The organism is Flavobacterium sp. DW-iso2 (assembly GCF_058725285.1).
Genome location: NZ_JBZXDY010000024.1, coordinates 45,123 through 65,710, shown reverse-complemented (window position 1 = coordinate 65,710; position 20,588 = coordinate 45,123). Strand labels below are relative to the sequence as shown.

Annotated in this window: 15 protein-coding genes; 8 read left to right on the top strand and 7 right to left on the bottom strand. The window is 29.5% G+C overall.

Annotation, left to right across the window (positions count from 1 at the left end; translation table 11 throughout):
* Positions 1 to 526: 526 nt before the first annotated feature.
* The 3 genes from AC4PRO_RS14570 to AC4PRO_RS14560 form a co-directional block, all read right to left on the bottom strand.
* Positions 527 to 1,669 carry a tyrosine-type recombinase/integrase gene (locus AC4PRO_RS14570; protein WP_492117854.1) on the bottom strand — a complete coding sequence of 381 codons (1,143 nt, stop codon included), beginning with the start codon at positions 1,667 to 1,669 and terminating at the stop codon, positions 527 to 529.
* Entirely contained in the window at positions 1,666 to 2,229 is a 564-nt protein-coding gene (locus AC4PRO_RS14565; protein ID WP_492117853.1) for a helix-turn-helix domain-containing protein, read from the bottom strand. Before AC4PRO_RS14565 ends, AC4PRO_RS14570 begins: the two co-directional genes overlap by 4 nt.
* A gap of 592 nt (positions 2,230 to 2,821) precedes the next feature.
* Positions 2,822 to 4,483, bottom strand: a complete 1,662-nt coding sequence (locus AC4PRO_RS14560; protein ID WP_492117852.1) for a protein NO VEIN domain-containing protein — start codon at positions 4,481 to 4,483, stop codon at positions 2,822 to 2,824.
* Positions 4,484 to 5,069: 586 nt separating this feature from the next.
* Here AC4PRO_RS14560 and mutT point away from each other — a divergent pair.
* From mutT to AC4PRO_RS14530, 6 genes are all read left to right on the top strand, one after another.
* Entirely contained in the window at positions 5,070 to 5,468 is a 399-nt protein-coding gene (gene mutT / locus AC4PRO_RS14555) for an 8-oxo-dGTP diphosphatase MutT (protein WP_492117851.1), read from the top strand.
* A complete protein-coding gene (locus AC4PRO_RS14550; protein ID WP_492117850.1) occupies positions 5,458 to 7,287 on the top strand; it encodes a DNA/RNA helicase domain-containing protein in 1,830 nt (609 codons plus the stop codon). Before mutT ends, AC4PRO_RS14550 begins: the two co-directional genes overlap by 11 nt.
* A 3-nt stretch (positions 7,288 to 7,290) precedes the next feature.
* The gene (locus AC4PRO_RS14545) at positions 7,291 to 8,169 is read left to right on the top strand and encodes a YDG/SRA domain-containing protein (RefSeq protein ID WP_492117849.1); all 879 of its coding nucleotides are present in this window, start codon (positions 7,291 to 7,293) and stop codon (positions 8,167 to 8,169) included.
* Positions 8,170 to 8,266: 97 nt separating this feature from the next.
* The gene (locus tag AC4PRO_RS14540; RefSeq protein ID WP_492117848.1) at positions 8,267 to 9,271 is read left to right on the top strand and encodes a helix-turn-helix transcriptional regulator; all 1,005 of its coding nucleotides are present in this window, start codon (positions 8,267 to 8,269) and stop codon (positions 9,269 to 9,271) included.
* Between the two features lie 61 nt (positions 9,272 to 9,332).
* Positions 9,333 to 11,984, top strand: a complete 2,652-nt coding sequence (locus tag AC4PRO_RS14535; RefSeq protein WP_492117847.1) for an N-6 DNA methylase — start codon at positions 9,333 to 9,335, stop codon at positions 11,982 to 11,984.
* A 4-nt stretch (positions 11,985 to 11,988) separates the two neighbouring features.
* Entirely contained in the window at positions 11,989 to 13,248 is a 1,260-nt protein-coding gene (locus tag AC4PRO_RS14530; protein ID WP_492117846.1) for a hypothetical protein, read from the top strand.
* A gap of 60 nt (positions 13,249 to 13,308) precedes the next feature.
* Here AC4PRO_RS14530 and AC4PRO_RS14525 read toward each other — a convergent pair whose 3' ends face one another.
* Together AC4PRO_RS14525 and AC4PRO_RS14520 are read right to left on the bottom strand one after the other, a co-directional pair.
* Positions 13,309 to 13,713 carry a hypothetical protein gene (locus tag AC4PRO_RS14525; protein WP_492117845.1) on the bottom strand — a complete coding sequence of 135 codons (405 nt, stop codon included), beginning with the start codon at positions 13,711 to 13,713 and terminating at the stop codon, positions 13,309 to 13,311.
* A gap of 107 nt (positions 13,714 to 13,820) precedes the next feature.
* Positions 13,821 to 13,961: a hypothetical protein gene (locus tag AC4PRO_RS14520; protein WP_492117844.1), complete on the bottom strand. Its 141-nt coding sequence runs from the start codon at positions 13,959 to 13,961 to the stop codon at positions 13,821 to 13,823.
* Positions 13,962 to 15,086: 1,125 nt separating this feature from the next.
* Between AC4PRO_RS14520 and AC4PRO_RS14515 the strand changes: the two genes are divergently transcribed.
* Positions 15,087 to 15,221 carry a hypothetical protein gene (locus tag AC4PRO_RS14515; RefSeq protein WP_492117843.1) on the top strand — a complete coding sequence of 45 codons (135 nt, stop codon included), beginning with the start codon at positions 15,087 to 15,089 and terminating at the stop codon, positions 15,219 to 15,221.
* A gap of 87 nt (positions 15,222 to 15,308) precedes the next feature.
* The gene (locus tag AC4PRO_RS14510; RefSeq protein ID WP_492117842.1) at positions 15,309 to 15,872 is read left to right on the top strand and encodes a hypothetical protein; all 564 of its coding nucleotides are present in this window, start codon (positions 15,309 to 15,311) and stop codon (positions 15,870 to 15,872) included.
* Between the two features lie 654 nt (positions 15,873 to 16,526).
* On the opposite strand, the gene AC4PRO_RS14505 is transcribed toward AC4PRO_RS14510, so the two are convergent.
* Entirely contained in the window at positions 16,527 to 20,270 is a 3,744-nt protein-coding gene (locus tag AC4PRO_RS14505) for a CHAT domain-containing tetratricopeptide repeat protein (RefSeq protein WP_492117841.1), read from the bottom strand.
* Positions 20,249 to 20,587 (bottom strand): tetratricopeptide repeat protein, encoded by a 339-nt coding sequence (locus AC4PRO_RS14500; RefSeq protein ID WP_492117840.1) that lies wholly within the window; start codon positions 20,585 to 20,587, stop codon positions 20,249 to 20,251. The genes AC4PRO_RS14505 and AC4PRO_RS14500 overlap by 22 nt, the downstream gene beginning before the upstream one ends.
* Position 20,588 lies beyond the last annotated feature (1 nt).

Below are 20,588 nucleotides of genomic sequence, written 5' to 3'. Positions count from 1 at the left end.
CCAAAATGCAACAAAAAAACTAACTTTGAATAACTAACTAATTAATGGACTTGTTGCGATAGGTCCTTGAATCCGCCGAAGGTAATCACTAGAAATATTGTCTGATGGTTTTAATCGGCTTATAGTTTGAAGTAATGATATGGCTAAATAAGTCATGGAAAAGGGTCTTGAAAATTATACGTAGGTAGCAACTTCAATTTTCAAGATTCTTTTATTGAGTATCCTTAAAGCTCTTTTATACTGTAGCATAGCGAAAGTATAAATGTGCTTTGAGGATCTGAACTGGTTACATAATAATTGAGGTATAAATAGCATTATTCTAGCAGATGGTTTTCATAAAACGACTATTAGAATTGTATTAAAGAGTCAGGTAAATGAAGAATCATTCCATTAATAATCAGGCAAATAAATAGCATCACTTATCTCTATACTTTAGCTTAAAATATTTGGAAATAGATGGTAGTAGAAATTGTGTTTAATATAAAAGACTGGAATTCATTTCCTTTCTATAATTAAAAACTTGAATTTATTTAAAAGAAATTTTATTAGTTGTTTCCCTTTTTTTCTCGTCTATGATTTTCGTATAAATCTGTGTGGTCTTTATGTTTTTGTGTCCCAGCATTTTAGAAACAGTAAAAATGTCGGTTCCTGCCGCCATCTGTAATGTTGCATAGGTATGGCGAAAGCAGTGAAAAGTAATATGTTTCTCAATAGCTGCATCTTTAATCCAAATGGGTATAATACGGTCAAAATCCCATTTTTTTAAATTTAAAAAGATTTTCCCATGCTCCATTCTTCGTTCACCTAAAAATTCAAGCGCTTCCTCAGAAATAGGTAGGGTGACTGGTCTATCAGTTTTCTGCTGTTTAAATCTTATATAATAGCCTTCCTGTTTACTGTGTTGTACTTCTTCCCAAGTAAGTTTTGATATATCGGAATAGCGCATGCCTGTGAGCAGGGAAAAAAGACTGACACGTTTAACAATTTCTTTTTGACAAGTGGTTTTAAATAACCTTACCGCTTCTTCCATGGTTAGAAAGTTCCTTTGAGACTCTTGTTCCTTTATACCTTCAATTGCAGCATTAACATCAGTTTGCAGTAATCCTTTTTTGTAAGCTTTTCGTAGGGTAGCCTTGATCTTGTTAAAATAAGATAGGGCAGTGTTTTGAGCCAGAAACTGGTTTTTTTTTCTGAGGCATTTTGCCTTCAAGAGGTACGCTCTAAAGTCCTCAATAAGTGTCTCGTCAATGTCCTGCATTAGTACGTCCTCATTTTTTAAAAACATTTCAAAGTGAATAATTGCGTACTTCCAAATATCTGCATTATTGCCAGTCCGGCTTTCTGCCGTATGCTTTAGATAATGTAGAAATGATTTTTTACCAACCTCCTTGAGATGAATGCGCTCAAGCTCAAATGGAGTATAAATCTGTTCCTTATTTACTTCATTAAACCTGTTGCCACGAATGATCTCAGCCTTGTATGAGTTCTCAGAATTTAAAGCTTTTTCAATAGCACTTTTTGGTTTTGCCACCAAAAATAAACTTAAATACTCCCTACGGTAAAGTTTATTAGTCTTAGGATTATATACTGGAGGGAAAAAATCAAGATATAGTGTAATCTTACCACTTGGCAGTATCCTCTTTCTTAGCGTAACATTTATATTTTTCATCTTCCCACAGTATTAAAAATTATATCAATATCCTGTTTGGCAACACAGGTGAATTTTCCAACAGAATATTTCACTAAACCCTGCCGTTGAATCAATAGATAGAGCGCTCCTGAAGAAATATTGTACTTCTGTTGAATTTCCGTTATAGTGTAGCAATTGTCAAAACCAGGAAATTGCTGTCCAGTTTTCAAGGTTACATCCTGTACAGGAATTGCAAAAAAAGCTTCAAGATCGCACCTGCGGATAACAGTTCGTTTGCCAAACTTTGCAATGTCCAGCTGTCCATTGTTAACTAACCTGTAGAGCGTGCTTCTGCTGATTCCAAAAAGAACGGTTGCCTGAGTAATTTTTAAAAACTCAAGTGGCTTTATTTTTTCCAAGTCTGTGTTTAAAAGCTGAACGATCTCCGTATTGCTTTTTTCCACTTTTCCTTTGCGTACTAGTGATTTATAACCACGGCTGTTGCAAAGGTGTGAACAATACCGTGTGCGCGTTGTTTTGGCTGTGAACTGTTTTTTGCAGTGCTCACAAATTCTGATAACCTCAATGTTAGAACTCATAATGTGACTGATTTTGTGTCCCATTGTGTCTATGTGTGTCTCTATGTGTCATCATTTCGCCGAAATATTTCTCAATCATGAAAATTATTTTCGTGGTACAATAATGGTACAAAAAGGAGCAAACTATCTGTAAATAAAGCTAAATAAACAGAAAGAAGAATCCCAGTTAAAATGCCGTTTTATGACATTTTAACTGGGATTCTTTGTTTTATTTTATGATGTTTTGTAAAACCTATTTTCCAATACAGAAAGTTTACTTCATTGTTAATTAGTGTGTTGAAAAAAAAAGATACATGTGAGGTACAGTTTTCAGCGAAATAGTCATTATTATCCTTTTTTGTACACGGTCTTTATATTGGATGATAATTTAAGTTATGCCTTTTTTGGCGCAATATTTATTTAAGTTTTAAAATGCCAAATTCTGTTAAAATATCTTTCTTCATTTTACTCAACGGTCTTCTGTCAAATTGTGTTCTTGAAAATGAACCCCAAAAGCTAATCTGTAAACCTCATTCCTATCTAAAGTTATACCGTACAAAATTTTACTTTCCAACATAGTAATCATTAAATAAGAGACCACAAACAACCCATATCATTCTTCAATAGAAAAGGATACATAATAATCTTTAGGTTCAAGTTTGAATTGATTTTCATCGCTAAAAGAAGGGGATTTTATTTGTTTTATCTGGATTTTATTCTCGATTTCATTAACAATATATATCCAATAATTAGGATTCGTTTTAGACTTGTTAAGCTCATTTCGAGTTAAAATAAAACTATTGCTATCCGATGATTTGACTTCAATATTTCTTTCTGTTCCATCTATGTTCCATGATAGTATATCAAACCCTTTGCTGTACTTAGTACTATAATCTTCCACTTTAGCTGCAAGAACTTCTTGACCTGCTTCTGATAATCGTTGATATTCGAAATCCATAACCAATTCTTCTGCTCTACGGCCTTTAATCCTCTTTCTGATGTTTTCCTTATCCCAATCAACGTTTCCATCTCTATTCGCATCATTTGGGGTAGAACGTCTTTGGCTGGAAGAGTTATTGACTGGATTTATTTCAAAGGCATAAAAATATTTTTCAGGTATAGGTAGTCCTTTTTCTCTTAGCCATTCTTGGTACCTGTCCTTGTAGCCAAGTAGCCAACAAAATGAATGCGCATCAATTAGGTTAATACTTTGATTCATAATAGCTTCCAGAGCATCTTTCACTTGGAAGATAACACCTAGGAAAGATTTGTAATTATCCCAACTACAATTACGGGACAATGTAAGATCACAACCTAATGTTTTAAAGGCATATTCAAAGTTGGTAGTACTTATTGGAAGATATCGTCTATCATTTTTCAAGAAAAACAGAAAAGCAATCACGGAATACTGCTTTCCTATCAATTCAACCATGCTATTAAATATGTCCTCGTGCTCTTTATTTGACTTAAAAAGATTAAATAATGTCTGTTCTATAATTTCTAAATTAGTTCCATCATGAATGGCTTTAATCATTTTACTATGAGGAACTCTATTGGGCCCGTATTTTTGTTTCGTATCAACCAAATTATTCGTTTCTAGATCGAATGTTTGAACTATTCTCTTTAATATTTCCCCCTTTCCAATCCAATCCTTTTCCCACTCAATAGTTTTTAGAATAAAAAGGGACTCTTCTCTAAGCTCGTTCTTATATGACTCTTGTTCGTATATATAACCATCGCTAAACCCCACAAAAGGTCTTCCTCCTGATTCATCAAATACAAAACGAGGGAATTCATCAAAGACTTCTCCGAACTTTGTAGTTGAAATTCTATAATTATTTATTTCTATAGAAGATTCAAATTTAACGGAAGCTAATTTTAATATCTTATCAAAAGTCTCTTTCGCTATTTCCCTTACGCCATCCCGCCAATAATTTTTCTCTTTACTTTTTGGAATAGGTTCAAGATAATCCCCATTTACTTTGAAAAGCACTGCCAAATCAAAAGGTTGATAGGTTAATATATCGCAATAATATTCTTTTTTAGAAGCTTTTTTATCCAGATAATTATCACCAATAATAGCAACTCCAAAATAGTGTGGATCATTTGACAGCCTGCGATCTGCAAAATGTTGATGTTTTAATTTACCCTTATAATAAATCACCTTAGTCCCTGGGTTAAGTATCGTATTATATTTAGATGGATAGTTGTATGAAATACCCGTTTTGTCATCCCATTGGGATTCATCGTTTTCAGTTATAATTACATGTTTCATATTAATCAGATTTAAAGTACGTTTATAAACAAAATTTTTTCATATAACGGTATGCTACCAATCGCGGTCGCGGTTTGGGAAACGAGTTTTCTCCATTATGAGAAACGAAAACAGGAAAAAAAAGCTAACAATAAACCGAATACCATCGATTGCGTTTGACAGATGTTATGGGTTGGGTTATTTTTAGCTTAAACAGTTGCTTTTAATTAATTACTTAAACTGCTATTTTTATGCGATATTTTATGTATTGTACTTGTTCCATTGTATCCTTAAATGTAGTTTATCGGAATTCATACCTTATTAAATAATTTGTTTATACCAAGCCACAAAACAGGTTCCGTTACACCTATTTTAACCTAGTTATTAGCAGTAAAGTAGGTCTTTGGTTTTGTAGCTAATTTATAAATAAATCATTACAAAATATCAAATAATCTTTAAATTTTAAACATAATTTTCATCGAAATTCATGTCGTAAAACTTCTTTTTGTTATATTCGTTTGTAAGGAATTAAATAATATGTTTTTTTGTAGCGCTGAATTTATCGGCTGAACTATTTTTACCAGTATTAATACTGAAAATTAAATTAATGAAACAGCTAAATACAACTTATCAAGTAACTGCGGCTATAATACGTAAGGGAGAAAAAATTCTAATTGCTCGTCGAGGTCCAGGCAAACATCTTAGTGGGTATTGGGAATTTCCAGGTGGAAAGATTGAAAGAGGAGAAACACCACAAGATTGTTTAAAGAGAGAATTACAAGAAGAACTTGGTATAATAGTTACTGTTGGTACATTTTTTATGGAAAATAAACATCATTATGGAGATAAAACTATTCAGTTGCAAGCCTATGAATGTGAACACCTTTCTGGAAGTATTATTTTAAATGATCATGATCAAATTGAGTGGGTAGAAACTTCTGAATTTGTAAACTTTAAATTTGCTCCAGCTGATGTTCCATTCATAAAAGCATTAAATGGAGAATAATAAAATTAACAATACAGTATACTCTATTGAATCATTTCTCCAGGTTGAAGTAATTGAGTGGGGAACTAGATTGAAAAAGCATCATATTATGTGTATGCAGGAAGAAGCCAGCTATTCTCAAAGAAAAGCCTGGTTTGATTGTTTCAATATTTTGAAACGGGAACTAGCATTATTAAACTTACCAATAGATCTCACGAAAAATACATTCATAGTATTCGAGTATGAGTTACTTAGAGAAAGAGGTCGTAGGCCAGATGTGTTAGTTCTTAGTGGAAATAACTTAATAGTATTAGAATTTAAAGGCTATTCCAATGAAAATCAAGCTCAAATTGATCAAGCAAAACATTATGCTCGAGATTTAAGGAACTACCATGAGCAATCTCATCATTTAAATGTTATACCTGTTTTAGTTTTAGCAGCTGCTAATACTATTTCGCATATATCAGATGAAGTACAAATCCTGTCAGGGGATAATATTAATATTTTATTACATGTTCTTATTAAAGAGCCTTTTACGAATATTGTTGATTGGTTTGCAAGTGAATATGCACCATTACCTTCACTAATTCAATCGGCACAATTGCTGTTTAAAGAAAAGCAATTTCCTCAAATTAAAAAGGCGAATAGTGCAGGAATACCAATAACATTAAAGAAACTACATCAAATAGCGACGCAGTCACAATTAGATAATTCACATCATTTAGCGCTTATTACTGGAGTGCCTGGTGCTGGAAAAACCCTTGTAGGCTTACAATTTGTTTTTGATACCTATAAGCAAAAGGATATGCAAAAAGCAGTCTTTTTATCTGGTAATGGACCTTTGGTTCAGGTTTTACAATTTAGCTTAGGTAATTATAATTTTGTTCAGTCAGTTCACGGTTTCTTAAAACAATATGCACACTCAACTCAAATTCCGTCTGAAGACGTACTTATTTATGATGAAGCACAACGGGCTTGGGATTCTGAAAAAGTATCTAATTCAAAAAGAGAAGGTGCGAACTCAGAACCAACAGACTTTATCAATATTGGAAATAAGCAATCACATTGTTTGTTGATTGGTTTAATTGGAGAAGGTCAGGAAATACATTTAGGTGAGGAAAGCGGCATGGAGCTTTGGTCCACTGCTCTGAATCAATCGGCTACAAAATGGACTGTTCATTGCCCTGAAAAATTGAAAGCTAATTTTATAAACCAAAAAACGGAAATAATTAATGAATTTAATTTAACTAATTCGTTAAGAACACATAAAGCAACACAACTTCAATCATGGGTTAAATTGATTTTAGACAATGAAATTACAATAGCGAAAGTCAACATGGAGATTTTATTTAAGGACGATTATGCCGTCTACCTAACAAGAGATCTTGAATTAGCTAAAGCGCATGTTAGAAATAAATACAGTGATGAACCAAACAAGACATTTGGTATTATTGCTAGTTCAAAAAGTAAAATTCTTCCAAAATATGGTGTGAATAATGATTTTACTTCTACTAAATCCATTATCGTTTCACAATATTATGTTGATGATAAACACCCTTCTTATTGTAGAAATTTGAATAGTGTTGTTACAGAATTTGCTTGTCAAGGTTTAGAATTAGATATGCCAATTTTGGCTTGGGATGCAGACTGGATTTATGATACTGATTGGAAAGATACGGTGCCTAATAGGAACGCAAAAGACTCAAAAAAATTACGAAAAAATAGCTACCGAGTATTATTAACCAGAGGTAGAGATGGGTTGATTATATTTGTTCCAAAGGAAAATTCACTAAATAATACCTACCAAGCCCTGCTTGATGCTGGATGTAAAACTTTATAAATTATGCCAAATTACTTATTCGGAGAAATAGAAGGAATTAAAGAAGGAGCTACCTTCAAGGATAGACAAGAACTTAGAGATGCTGAAGTCCATTTGAAACCTGTTAATGGAATAGATGGAAATCCTAAAGTAGGTGCATCATCAATTGTTTTAAATGGGGGTTATGTGGATGACTATGATCTAGGTGATGAAATTATTTATACTGGTGAAGGTGGGAGAGAAGACGGTTCAAAAAAACATACTAAAGATCAAAGTTGGGATGCAACTGGTAATAAAGCACTTATTGTAAGTGAAATGCATGGTTTACCAGTAAGAGTTTCTCGGGGCTATAAACACAAATCAGCTTATAGTCCAAAGATCGGTTATGAATACGGAGGTTTGTACACTATTACAGATCATTTCGAAGAAGAAGGAAAAGATGGATTCCTAATTTGTAGGTTTAGATTAGAAAAAGTTAATCCATTAAATGAAGAAGCAAGTCAAGTTAAACAAATCTTGTCTAGTGGTTCCGAAGAATCACAGCGAGTTCCAACGACTATTCTAAGAATCGTTAGAGATACTAAATTATCTATGGAAGTAAAAAAAATGTATGAGTATGCTTGTCAAGTGTGCGGAATTGATATTTCAGTTCGAGGAGTAAAATATGCAGAGGCAGCACATATCAAGCCTTTAGGAAAGCCACATAATGGAAAGGACCAACCGGGAAATATAATTTGTTTGTGCCCCAATCATCACGTAATGCTTGATAAAGGTGTTTTTGCCATTGAGAACGATTTTACGCTAATAGGAATTGATGGAACTCTGATAATTCATGATGATCATGAACTTGACATTGAAAATTTAGAATATCAAAAAGAACATGTTTTTATAAATCATGAATAGTAAGTAAAGAAATAAAATTTCTATTTCAATGGTCCCTTCATTTTAATTTTTCTTTACTGTATTATTGCATTATCAAAAATCAAAATAATATTTATATATGCCGCCAAGCAAAAATGCCCTCATCCGATATAAAGCTCTAGATAATTGTTTTCGAAATACTGGAAGAAGATACAATATTCATGATTTAGTCAAGGCTTGTAATTCTGCCATATCGCTAGATGGGCTCAAGGATATTAAAGTGCAAAAAACGATGGTCTATAGGGATATTATACACATGGAGAGTGAACAAGGATATAGTGTAGAATTGGAGAGGACGAAAGAAGGCACAACAACTTTTTTTCGTTATGAAAACACTTCTTTTTCTGCTTTCACAAAAGAACCCTTAAACGAAACCGAAGCAAATCAATTAAGAGAAGCATTGCTAACATTAGGGAGGTTCAAAGGATTGCCACAATACAGCTGGATAAATGAATTAAGTACAAGGTTGGAAGCCGACTTCAATTTAAAAAAAGAAAGTGATGTTATCATTAGTTTTGATGAAAACGAAAACTTAAAAGGATTAGAATTTATTCCAGAACTTTATAACGCCATCTTGTATAAAAAGGTATTAAGTATAGATTACAATAGTTTCAAAAATGAAGACGCAGTCAATATCATAATAAACCCACATTATCTGAAACAATACAATATGCGATGGTTTTTATTTGGGAAGTCAAATGATTATGAAACTATAACAAATTTAGCTTTAGACCGAATAGATAGTATTAAAATTGCAAATCAGGAGTATATCGATTCTACTATCAATTTTAATATGTATTTTGACGATATTATTGGCGTAACTAAACTAAATGCAAATATTGAGCATATTGTCCTTGATGTAGTAGATAAATCACTTGTACCCTATTTGGAAACAAAAATACTTCACGTTTCACAAGACATTAAGGATGTTGGTGATAAAATCCAGGTACATCTGGACGTCATTCCTAACAACGAATTAGAAGCACTGATACTTTCATACGGTGAAAAGGTTAAAGTATTAGAGCCACAATCACTGGTTGAAAAATTAAAAACAAGAATAGATAAGTTGAAAAATAATTATTAGTGCACATAGAGTGCACTAATGAAGTTTAAGTTTGCACTAAAATAATTTAAATCTCTTGTGTATGTTAAATAATAATGATTCAATTTACGTTAATTTTTGGAAATCACTAAATAAAATAAGTGGAAGTACAAATATAAGTAACTTAAAAAATAATATTTTAAGTTTAGTCTTTTTTAAATACGTTTCTTTAAAAAACAAGGTAGATAATCAATTTGAAATTAAAATTGAAGACCAATTTGATTTTCCGGCTTTGCTGACAATAAATGACTTTATTGAACTAAATTTTCAAATAACTAATAGGCTAAATAATATTGCTCTTAAAAATCCTGTGTTAAATGGAATACTTGACTTTGTAGAGTTTAAGAATAATTTAGATAATTTTGGATCTACTGAGAATAGATTAATGTTATTGACTGGCTTACTGCATTTGATTAATGATTTTGCTGATACTTTAGATATATCTAAAGAAGAAAATAAAAATGTATGGGGAGAATTATTCAATTATATACAAAAATCATTTGAAAATGAAAGCACTAATAGTTCAGCTAGTACTTCTACTCCAGCCAGTATTAATGATTTAATTTCTAGATTAATCGTGACCAAGGATCATGAGAATTTCCTAGTAAATAGTTCCACATGTAGGACTGGTGACTTACTAGTTTTGATTTCAAAAAAAGTAAGTGGGAAAGTTTACTTTTATGCTGAAGACAAGAATGCAAATAATGTTTTTTTTACGAAAATAAATTTAATTATTCATGGAATAACTAATTTTCAAATTGAAAAAAATGACATTTTTAATAAACTTGTTTTTTTTGAGCAGAATAATGAAATAAAAAAATTTGATTTTGTACTTGATAATTTTCCATTAAAAAAAGGCTTGTGGAATTTTCAAAAAGGATATGATAAATTTGACCGGTGGAATGCTACTACAGGTGTTCCTCCGAGCGATAATCCGTTTTATGCCTATATACTTCACATTTTAAAATCATTAAAAGATAACGGTACTGCAGTTGTTGTTGTAACAAATGATAACCTTTATGGAGGTGTTGCCTCAGAAAAAAACATTCGTAAGTATATTATTGAAAACGGTTATCTAAAGGGAATTATAGAATTGCCAACAAATTTATTTGAAAGTGTCTCTGTTCCAACTTCAATAATTATTTTGGAAAACAAACCCACTCCTGATAAAAATGATGTTTTTATGATAAATGCATCAACTGAATTTGAAACAAGCAAGTTTAGTTATTTAAATATACTTTCAGTGCAGAACATTGACAGCATAGTTCATAATTGGTTCAGTCAAAATGTAGTTGCTGAATTTTCTCATTTAGTTTCATACAATGAAATAGTTGAGAATGATTACAACCTAAATGTATCCAGATATATAAATAGTTTAGGTGATTACGAAATTCAACAAGGTTCAAAAATTATTGAATTGTCTTCAATACTGAGATCTGCACCAAAAACTAAGGCTAATAATGAATTAGGTAAATTAATAAAAATTTCCGACTTAGCTACAGACTCATTTTTATATAACATTGATATTGATTCTTTAGATCTAGGGGAGTTAAAAACTAATTTTTTTAAATTAGAAACTCCATCCTTGTTAATTTCTAAAGTTTCGAATAATCTAAAACCCACTTACTGCAATGCGAATAAAGATAACCCAGTTTTAGTCTCGCCTGAGATCGAGATATTTACAATTCAAGACGAAAGTGTTGATTTGTCTTATTTGATTTTGCAGTTAGCATCAGATTTTGTTTTAGAGCAAGTTAAAAAATATTCGCAAGGTTTAATTATACAAAGATTGAATTTAAAGAATATTTTAAAATTAAAAATTATAGTTCCAGATATGGATCTTCAAAACTCTCTAATTCGTCAAAAGGCTTTAGTTGAAGGAGCTAAAATTCAATCTGATAAAAATCAAATTGAAACTTTGCAGCTCCAGTCAACAATTGATACTTTATTAAAAGAAAGAGTCAATGATTTTCAATGGAACTTACATGATATTCGTAATGGGGAGTTGTTAAAACTTGTTGGTAAAGTAGGTGCTTTAGACTGGTTTGCTAATGATAATTCAGACTGTTTTAATCAAGTAATTGATCAAGAAGAAAATAGTACTACTCTTGCTCTTATTAAAGAGATTTCTAGTAGTGTTAAAAAAATGACAACTTTGCTTTCTGAATTGTATAACCCATCTGAAGATTTTTACATAAAAGTAGAATTCGATATTCTCGATTTTATTGAAAACTTTTGTAACAATTGGTCAAATAATAATGAAAAACTGTGTCAAATAGATTATTGTTGTGTTGATAAAGTTAAAATCGATTTTGAAATTACCGAATTAATGATTTTTTCAAATAAAAAGGATTTGGAAAGGATTTTTACAAATATTTTTCAAAATGCTATTAAACATGGAGGTTTTGATAATTCAAATCCAATTAATAAGATTAAAATAGATTTGGATATAAATGTAAATAAACAGGTAGTTATTATAACTATTTTAAATAATGGTAGATCATCGCAAATAAGTTCTTTGAATTATTTTGCTGATGGAGGTATAGCAGGGACTACTTCTAATACAGGAAAGGGAGGACATATTATAAAAACCCTAGTAGAACGAAATAATGGTAAAGTATTTCAAAATAATTATTCGCTTGAAGAAGCAGGTGGTTTTACTTTTGAGGTAGGTATTGAATTTAATTATAAATAATTTTATGAAAAGATATAAAGTTTTATTAATAGACGATAAATGTGAATCTATTGTAGCTTCTATAGGGACTATGGCTAAAATGGCTAAAATTGACCTTATAGGAGAGCGTTTCCATGTGCAAGGGATGGAAATTTTAAAAAATGATTCCAGTTTGGATTATCAAGCAGTAATATTAGACGCTAGAGGTTACAAAAAATCAGACATTGATGAACAGAAGCAAGGTGAAAGTGGTATGATTTACTCTTTGAAATTTTTAAGTGATTTAAAGTCAAGTAGAATAATTCCGTGGTTTGTTTATACTGGAGAAGAGGAAAATAAATCCGACAATCGTTTTAAAGAACTAATTTCTGAATACCAAATTGAGTTAAAATTTGGAAGGAAAGATTTAATCTATTATACTAAAACGGAGGATGAAAAAGAGCTTATAGAAGATATTAAATTTGAAATAGATAAGCTTGAAATAACTAAAATTGAATACCAATATAAAAGGATATTTCAAATCGCAAAAAAAATAGATATTCCAGATGAAGAAATTAGTCACCTTGTCTTCATTATTAAATCTATTCAATCAAATGCTATTAATTTAGAACCATCTTTACATTTTACGCAATTGAGGAAGTATGTGGAATATGTTTTTAGAGGTGCTGCTAAATACAATATTTTACATGAAAAATGTATTCGTACTAATGGAGAAGTTAACTTGACTGATTCTAGTTTATTTTTAGCTGGAGAATCGACCAAACGCTCTATTCCAAACAATGTCAGATGCAGTAAAGCTCATTTTTCCAAAATTATGAGTGAAAACGTAAAAAACTTTTTATTCATTACGGGAGCTGCTTCGCATACTTCTGCTGTGGATGCCTCAACAAACATGGATTATGAGAGATATCGAGAACAAATAAAAACGCCATATTTATTATACAATTTAACATTCCAAATGATGGATGTTCTGATTTGGTTTGATGAGTATGTTAAATTAAACCCCGATCCCGAAGAGAATAAAAAATTATGGAATAAAGATGAGGAACCCGAGCAGATTGATGATAATGCTCCTTGGATTAAAGGAAAATTAGAGAGTATTAATACGTTTAAATATGGAACTTTCATGCCAAATGATGGCTTACCAACTATTAACATGCATCCCATTTTTCATATTGAAAAATATAATTTAATTGTAGGCGATTGTTTAAAAGTTATTACAGAACCAAGTAATGATGGTAAAAAAACTCATATTAAGCACATTCAAAAAATAAACATAGAATAAACAAACTGAACACCCCAAACCTAAATATTATGTTTGGGGTGTTTATGTTTGATCTACTTTCTAAATCGGCTTAACTTCAAAACTACCAAATGCAGAACTTGCAGAAACATTAAAAGTCACACCAAGTGAGAACAGTATGCCGAAGGAACCTGATAAAACTAGCACTAACCCGCCAGTTATCAAAAGTCCGAGCTTAGTTGTAGGTTCTGGATCAAGTATTGCTAGTCGTATGATATAAATACCCATGGTGCTAATCCCTATTCCTGCTAAAACACCAGCAATGCTTTTCCAAGCGGTTAGAGATTTTGATAATGCACCTTTCATACAATGTACAGCCGATTTTAAGTCGTTTTCGTCAATCCCAATACCTGCGTCATCTACAAATGTAAAACCAGTTTTCTCGGTATAGCACTTCACTGCTCTTTCTAGCCAATTTTCCTCGGATGTTTTAATTGTCATATCCATCTTTTTTATTTTAGTATCTGTTTTTGTTAACAGATAACTGTTAGTTAATTAGTTCTATTTCTCGAAATTTGTTAAACGTCGCTATGCATTGAAGAGGGGTTAAATCTTCATTTTTTATTCTTGTTATCAATTAGATTCCTAATTCTTTTATTCTCTTTATTTTCGAACTTTTCATCCTTTGTAAGTTCTCTGTGTGTTGGTTTTGGAATATCACCTAATAACCAATCTAAAAAGCTTTTGCTTGCCATATTTTAAAATTTTTATTGAATAATGTACTTACTGATTTCAGTACATTATTCAAGTTTATACTTGCCATTTTTATAAAAGGAATACTTTTATAAATAGCTTACTTGTTAAAAATCGAAAAAATAGATTTTGCAGCTTCTACTATTACATCCATTAAATCATTGAAGTCAGAATCGCTCATAAAAAAAATATTAGGTTAAAAATTAGTTGTCTTGATTTTACTATTGCAAATGTATCTTGGGTTTGTGCACTCTATGTGCACTCATTATTTTTATCGACTGAATTTTAAATTTTATTGAATAATGTACTCACTGATTTAAGTACATTATTCAAGTTTACACTTACCATTTTTATAAAAGGAATACTTTTATAAATAACTTACTTGTTGAAAATCGAAAAAATAGATTGTGCAGCTTCAGCTATTACATCCGTTAATTTATTGAAGTCAGAATCGCTCATAAAAAAAATATTAGGTTAAAAATTAGTTGTCTTGATTTTACTATTGCAAATGTATCTTGGGTTTGTGCACTCTATGTGCACTCATTATTTTTATCGACTGAATTTTAAATTTTATTGAATAATGTACTCACTGATTTAAATACATTATTCAAGTTTACACTTACCATTTTTATAAAAGGAATACTTTTATAAATAACTTACTTGTTGAAAATCGAAAAAATAGATTTTGCAGCTTCAGCTATTACATCCATTAAATCATTGAAGTCAGAATCACTCATAAAAAAAAATATTAGGTTAAAAATTAGTTGTCTTGATTTTACTATTGCAAATGTATCTTGGGTTTGTGCACTCTATGTGCACTAACTTTTCTTGTTTTAATTCATCATATTATAGAAGTCAAAATCTCCCCAATAATGGCTCATATTGATAGAATATGTTAGTGAAATCTGTATGTAAATGTCTTGTATTTATATGCCTTTTGTAAGATTTACAAAGTGTTATTTGATAAACAGGAGTATTATTTTTAAGAATTATTTGCATCGTATCTCAGTAAGTGAATGGAAGTGATTGTATTAATTGCTGGATTCAAGTTATAAATACAACTTTTTGGTTAAATATATAATGTGTATTGCGACACAAAAACTTTACAACAAGCAATTTTCATTATCATGCAAGATATTGTAGGAGAAAAATCCCTATACCAAAACATCAATTTTATACAATTGGCACAAGCACCAGATAACAAGGAGGGATTGATTAAATTGTACGATTTGCAGTTATACATAGATGGGAAAAATAAATAAAATCGAATAACAAAGGGTTACCTTTTCATGTATCTGTTATTAATATTAAAAGAAGCATTAATTTTTTAATATTAAAATAGATACATCATGGCTTATATCACAAATCATACTAATAAAAAACTTTGTCAAACTTTAGATATTAAAGAAGAAATAAAACTGAATTTGTTCCTTGAACACATCTACAATAATCCCAAAGTATTTTATTTTTTCAACAAAGTAGATATGAAATATCTTTTTTACACAAAAAACATTCTTCAAAATGAGGTGAATTATAAGGTAGAACATTATCAATCTGTTCCAGCAAAAGAAGATTCAAAAACTTTCGTTTTTGAACGAGCTGAAAAGTTAAAATATCATTTAGACCCTAATTGTCCATTATTAAAAAAGGATTACCAAAACTATACTACACCACAAGAACTAAAACAATTAGGAAATAAAGCTGTTGAAAGCTATCGAAACTGGTTCATTGAAAATAATTTTAAAGAAAGATTTGAAAATGGAGAATTAGATAAAACGGCAATCATTTTCAGATACAATGCTAAATTTCCACAATTATTTAATGTGCCAGTATTAAACGAAAAGTATGAATTAATTAGAAATATTGATAATTCCGGTCATGTTTATGTAGAAGAACAGTTTGATTTCCAATAATTTTTAAAAACAATAGAAACATGCATTAAATTAAAAGAAAATAAACTCTAATGTGAAGTAAATCGAAAACTAGCAAAATTTGATTATTTAATTAACAGAAGTGATGCTGAAATTAGTGAAAAAATGAACATATTTTTTCTTCTGTATTTACAGATAATTATGGCGTTGACAACATTCGAGCGTTCTTAAAAGAATATCTAGTGATCAAATTTGAAGTTATGCAAAGTCTCATCAATTATTTCAAATGGTCATACAAATCAAATAATCGAGAATTCGACAATGAAACGCTAGAAGATTTTGGCTTGAAATGTTGTGGTTCATGTCAAAGAAATAATAGTTAATACTACAAACTAAACAGAGGCCAACTTACTGATAAATTGGGACATATAAAATAAATTTTTGAAGGTTGTTTATTTCAATTCGCAATGCCTGCTTCATTAATTTAGAAAAACTATAGAAGTCAATAAATGGTAGTATCAGTACAAAAAAGATAGTACTCTCAAGTATTCATTTATTCATAGTAGCTAGGTAGCATTCACTTTCGAAATAAAAGAAAATCAACTCTTCGACTTTGTTTTTTGTAATGTGTATTTAGATAAAGAAGAAACAAACTTCCTAAATCGTTTGGTGATTGATTATTTTTAGCAATAGATGTTATTCTAACAAAACAATCCCTGCCCAGTAATATGGCGTATATTTTTCTTTCATAATCCTTTGCGTCTTTCTAAATGATTCATTAACACTAAATTTTTCTTCTAATAAAAAATTATAAAAATAGCCAAAGAATTCAACCGTTTCCCTATCAGGAATTTTCCATAAACTCATAATTAATTTATTAGCTCCTGCCAATTTAAAAGCTCTTTGCAAGCCGTTAACTCCTTCTAAATTTGAAATTTCCCCTAACCTAGTATCACAAGCGCTAAGAACTATTAATTCAACCCCGCTCAAATCCATAAATGAAATCTCCTCAGATGTTAATATTCCATCATTATTAGAATCTATAAGTGAATTATTGTTCCAATTCTTATTTGCTCCAGAAAGTATCAATCCAGATCGTAATAATGGATTTTTATGATTAGAAAAAACATTTTTATTTTCAGATTTTAATTCATCTGGGAAAAAATATGCATGAGTGGCTACATGTACTACATTAGTTAATTTTGGATCTATTATCATCTTCTTAAGATTAGGTTCAGTTACCTCAACATCTCTTAAAACAGAAACATTAATTTTATTTTTAATTCCTAATTGTTTTATCCGTTCAATCTCTTGCTTTGTTCCAGGTAAATATCCCCATATTGGAATACTTGAGCTTTCAATAGAATTAGCTAATTGAATACCTCTAGTTTGGTTTGTTGTAAGAATTGAAGATAAATTAGGCATTTTATTATAGTCTATATCTCCGATAAGAATTAAGTTGTCTATTTTTTTTTGTCTTTCATTTTTAATTTTAGGAATATCTGCTAAAGAATTAATAACATGAAGTTTAACCTTTTTATTAAGTTTTTCTTCTAAATAAATAGAGAGTGCGCTAAAATTAATGATATTAGATTTTCCAGAAGGAATTATATAATAAGTATCTATTAAATTTCCATTAACATTTTTAGCTTTAAGTATATCGCTATAAATAAAATCAAAAAAATATGAATTGATATTTTGTTTTTTGTCTAATTTGTAATAATCGTCAAAACCTATTTTACTTAATGAAAGGCTTCTGTTTTTAGACACAAAATTTACAGCAAAATCATTAAACCCTGTTTTCTTATTATTATAACCAATTATGTCAATGATTAATTCATTTTCATTAACACTATTTAAAATTTTATTAAAATCAATAGCACATAATCCTTCATAATTTGATAATAAAGACATTATTAATTTTGTTTTAACCTGTCCGATTTCTTCGTTTAGAAGTTTACTTGGATTTTTATTAAAATCATTTTCTAAATTTTGCAGCTTTATGGCATCGGGATTATTTATAGCTTTTAATTTTTGGATATCTGAATTAATTTGCGAATAGTAGTCTAGCCTTCCTTTGTATAGATTTGAAATAAATTGCACATTAGCTGAAAGCTTAGAATTATAAAACTCACTGTTATTTAATGAAAGTATATTACTAATTGTTTCATCATGTAAAAGCTTATCAATTTTGTTATCATTATCGCTGAAAAATGATTTAAAACATATCTCATCCATAATTTTTTCTGAGAGAGGAATTAGATATTCAATTGCTTTTTGATCTTGTTTATTGGTTATATACAAGTCAACTAAAATATATAATGTATTTATGTCATTAAGATATTCATTTTTAAAACTTTTCTCAAAGAGAGATAGATATTTCTTAGACTCTTCTTTATTTCCTGTCAAATTATATAGTCTTGATAGTTCCAAATATACAAGATCAAAAGTGAGCTGATTCTCTTCTGACTTTTTAATTTGTTTAAATGCAAGTATAGCTTTAGTATTATCACCAAGACAATTGTAAATTCTACCCAATCTATTTTGTAACGCATTACTGTCTGTTGTTTTTGAAATACGAGTAGTTATTTGGTCAAATTTTAAAACTTCATTACTATCAATAAAATTTAATGCCTCTGAACATTTATTTAATTGTAGAAGAATGTTAAGATAGTTTAACACAAATTGATTTCTAGAATGAATAAAATTATCATCTTCAAATTTATTTAAATTCTCTTTAGAAAAACTTAAGGCTTTATCTAGTCTTCCAGTAGATCGGAGATGTTCTTGATAGTCTCTAAGAAATTCCAAATAATATGTAGTTATGGTTTTATCATTCAATAATATTTCTGAATAATTCTCTAATTTATCTAATAGCCATTCGAATTCTAAATTGACTCCAATAAAGTTTCCTAATTCAAAATATGAAAGTCGTCTTATACTTGATATTCTAAATAACGAAGCAGGATTATCCGCATATACTAAATTCTTAGTTAACTCTAATGTTTGAATATATAGCTTATTATAATTCAGGCAATTTAAATAGGCAAACCAAACATCATCACATAACTTTAAATTTTTACAATTTATTTTCTCCTTAATTATAATGGCCTTTTCTAATAAAATCAGCCCTTTTTTATAATCCATTTGATTCAACCTAATACTATATTGATCATAAAGGAGCTGTAAGTATTCTATCGAATCTTCACTAAAAAGTTTTTTTATAATTTGCTCTCTAACTGACGAAATTTTATAGGCTTCTTCATAATCAAACATTTTCAACTTAATTATGTTTTCATATGACCATAATTCTTTTTCGTATTCAACTGAAAATTCACCATGTAAGTATTTTTGGAGTTCAGCATTTTTATAAGCATAAAACTTTGCTTTTTCATAATCCTTTCCAATCTCAAAGTACATTTTAAGTTTATGAATTGTATAGTAGAATAATTCCAAATTTATTTGCTTTAAATTTGGATAATCAGGATTGTTTAATAAGCGCAGAATTTTACTTTCATATAAATCGATATTTTTTTGATCATTAGTTATTATACTAGCTACAACAATATCTGCATATAAAGAATATATGTAATGCGGTTCTAGATAATCAGTATTTTTGACAACTGACAATAACTCTTCTGACACTTTGAGTAATTTATTAGCACTTAGAGTATCAATTATACCATAATTTCCTATATTCTGATAGTAAAAATTATTTAACCAAAACAAAGATTGAAATTTCGTGTAACTATTAAATCTAGTATCTGTCTCAGGAATAGATCTGATATTTAAAAAAATATTTTCTGCGGCTTTTTTATTATTTAAGAATTCTACAGACTTACCATATTGAAAATTTAAAGTGTCTTTTAATAATTTATTAAAATTGATTATTTTCCTAGCCGTCTTCTTAGCTTTTAATGAATCATTATTTTTTTTGGAAATCAAACTGCGGTCTATAAAAAAGGTTTTATTCAATGCTGTAGATTTATATCCATAGAACTTTTCCGGAATGCTTTCAAAATCTATAATTTTAGAATAAGCTTTTTTTGCCTTTAGGTCTTCTTTTTTATCATAATAATATTCTCCTAATAAAAAAGAACTGTAAACCATAGTATCTTCATCAGGATTTGGTGATAAATTATTTAATGAATCTGCTTTTATTAAAAACACTTCTGGATTAAGATTGTTATTATAATATACAAACCCTTTGGCATTATAATAAGCCGCTAATGACTCAATATTCAATTCGTTTTTTACAAGAAGAATACTGTCTATGCTTCTGATTAATTTCAGTGATTTACCATTATCATCAGTTTTTAAATCTGAATAAAAATCTAATAATAAAAAATTTAATTTCTTATCTAGATTTACTTCCTGTGCATTAATGTTCAGATTAAAAATTATTATAAAAAAAAGTTTTATGTACCAAGTTCTCTCCATAGTTCTTCAGCCTTTGTTTCTAATTCTAAATGATAATAAGCAATAGCTTGTATCCTTTTATCACTTGCTTGATTTTGAATCATTTTTGGTAATTCTTTAATTTTTCCAATTGCAGTTTCGGGATTATCCAATAAATCAAAAACACAAGCTAAGTTAATATAAGCAATGGTATAATTTACATCCAGACTAATGACTTTTTCCAAATCATTTTTTCGAATATTTGACATTATAGAACCAGAATACTGCTGCCATTTCTGAGAATAAATAGTAACAGGGAAACAAATAATAAACAGTATAAATGCAATGTTTTTTTTCATA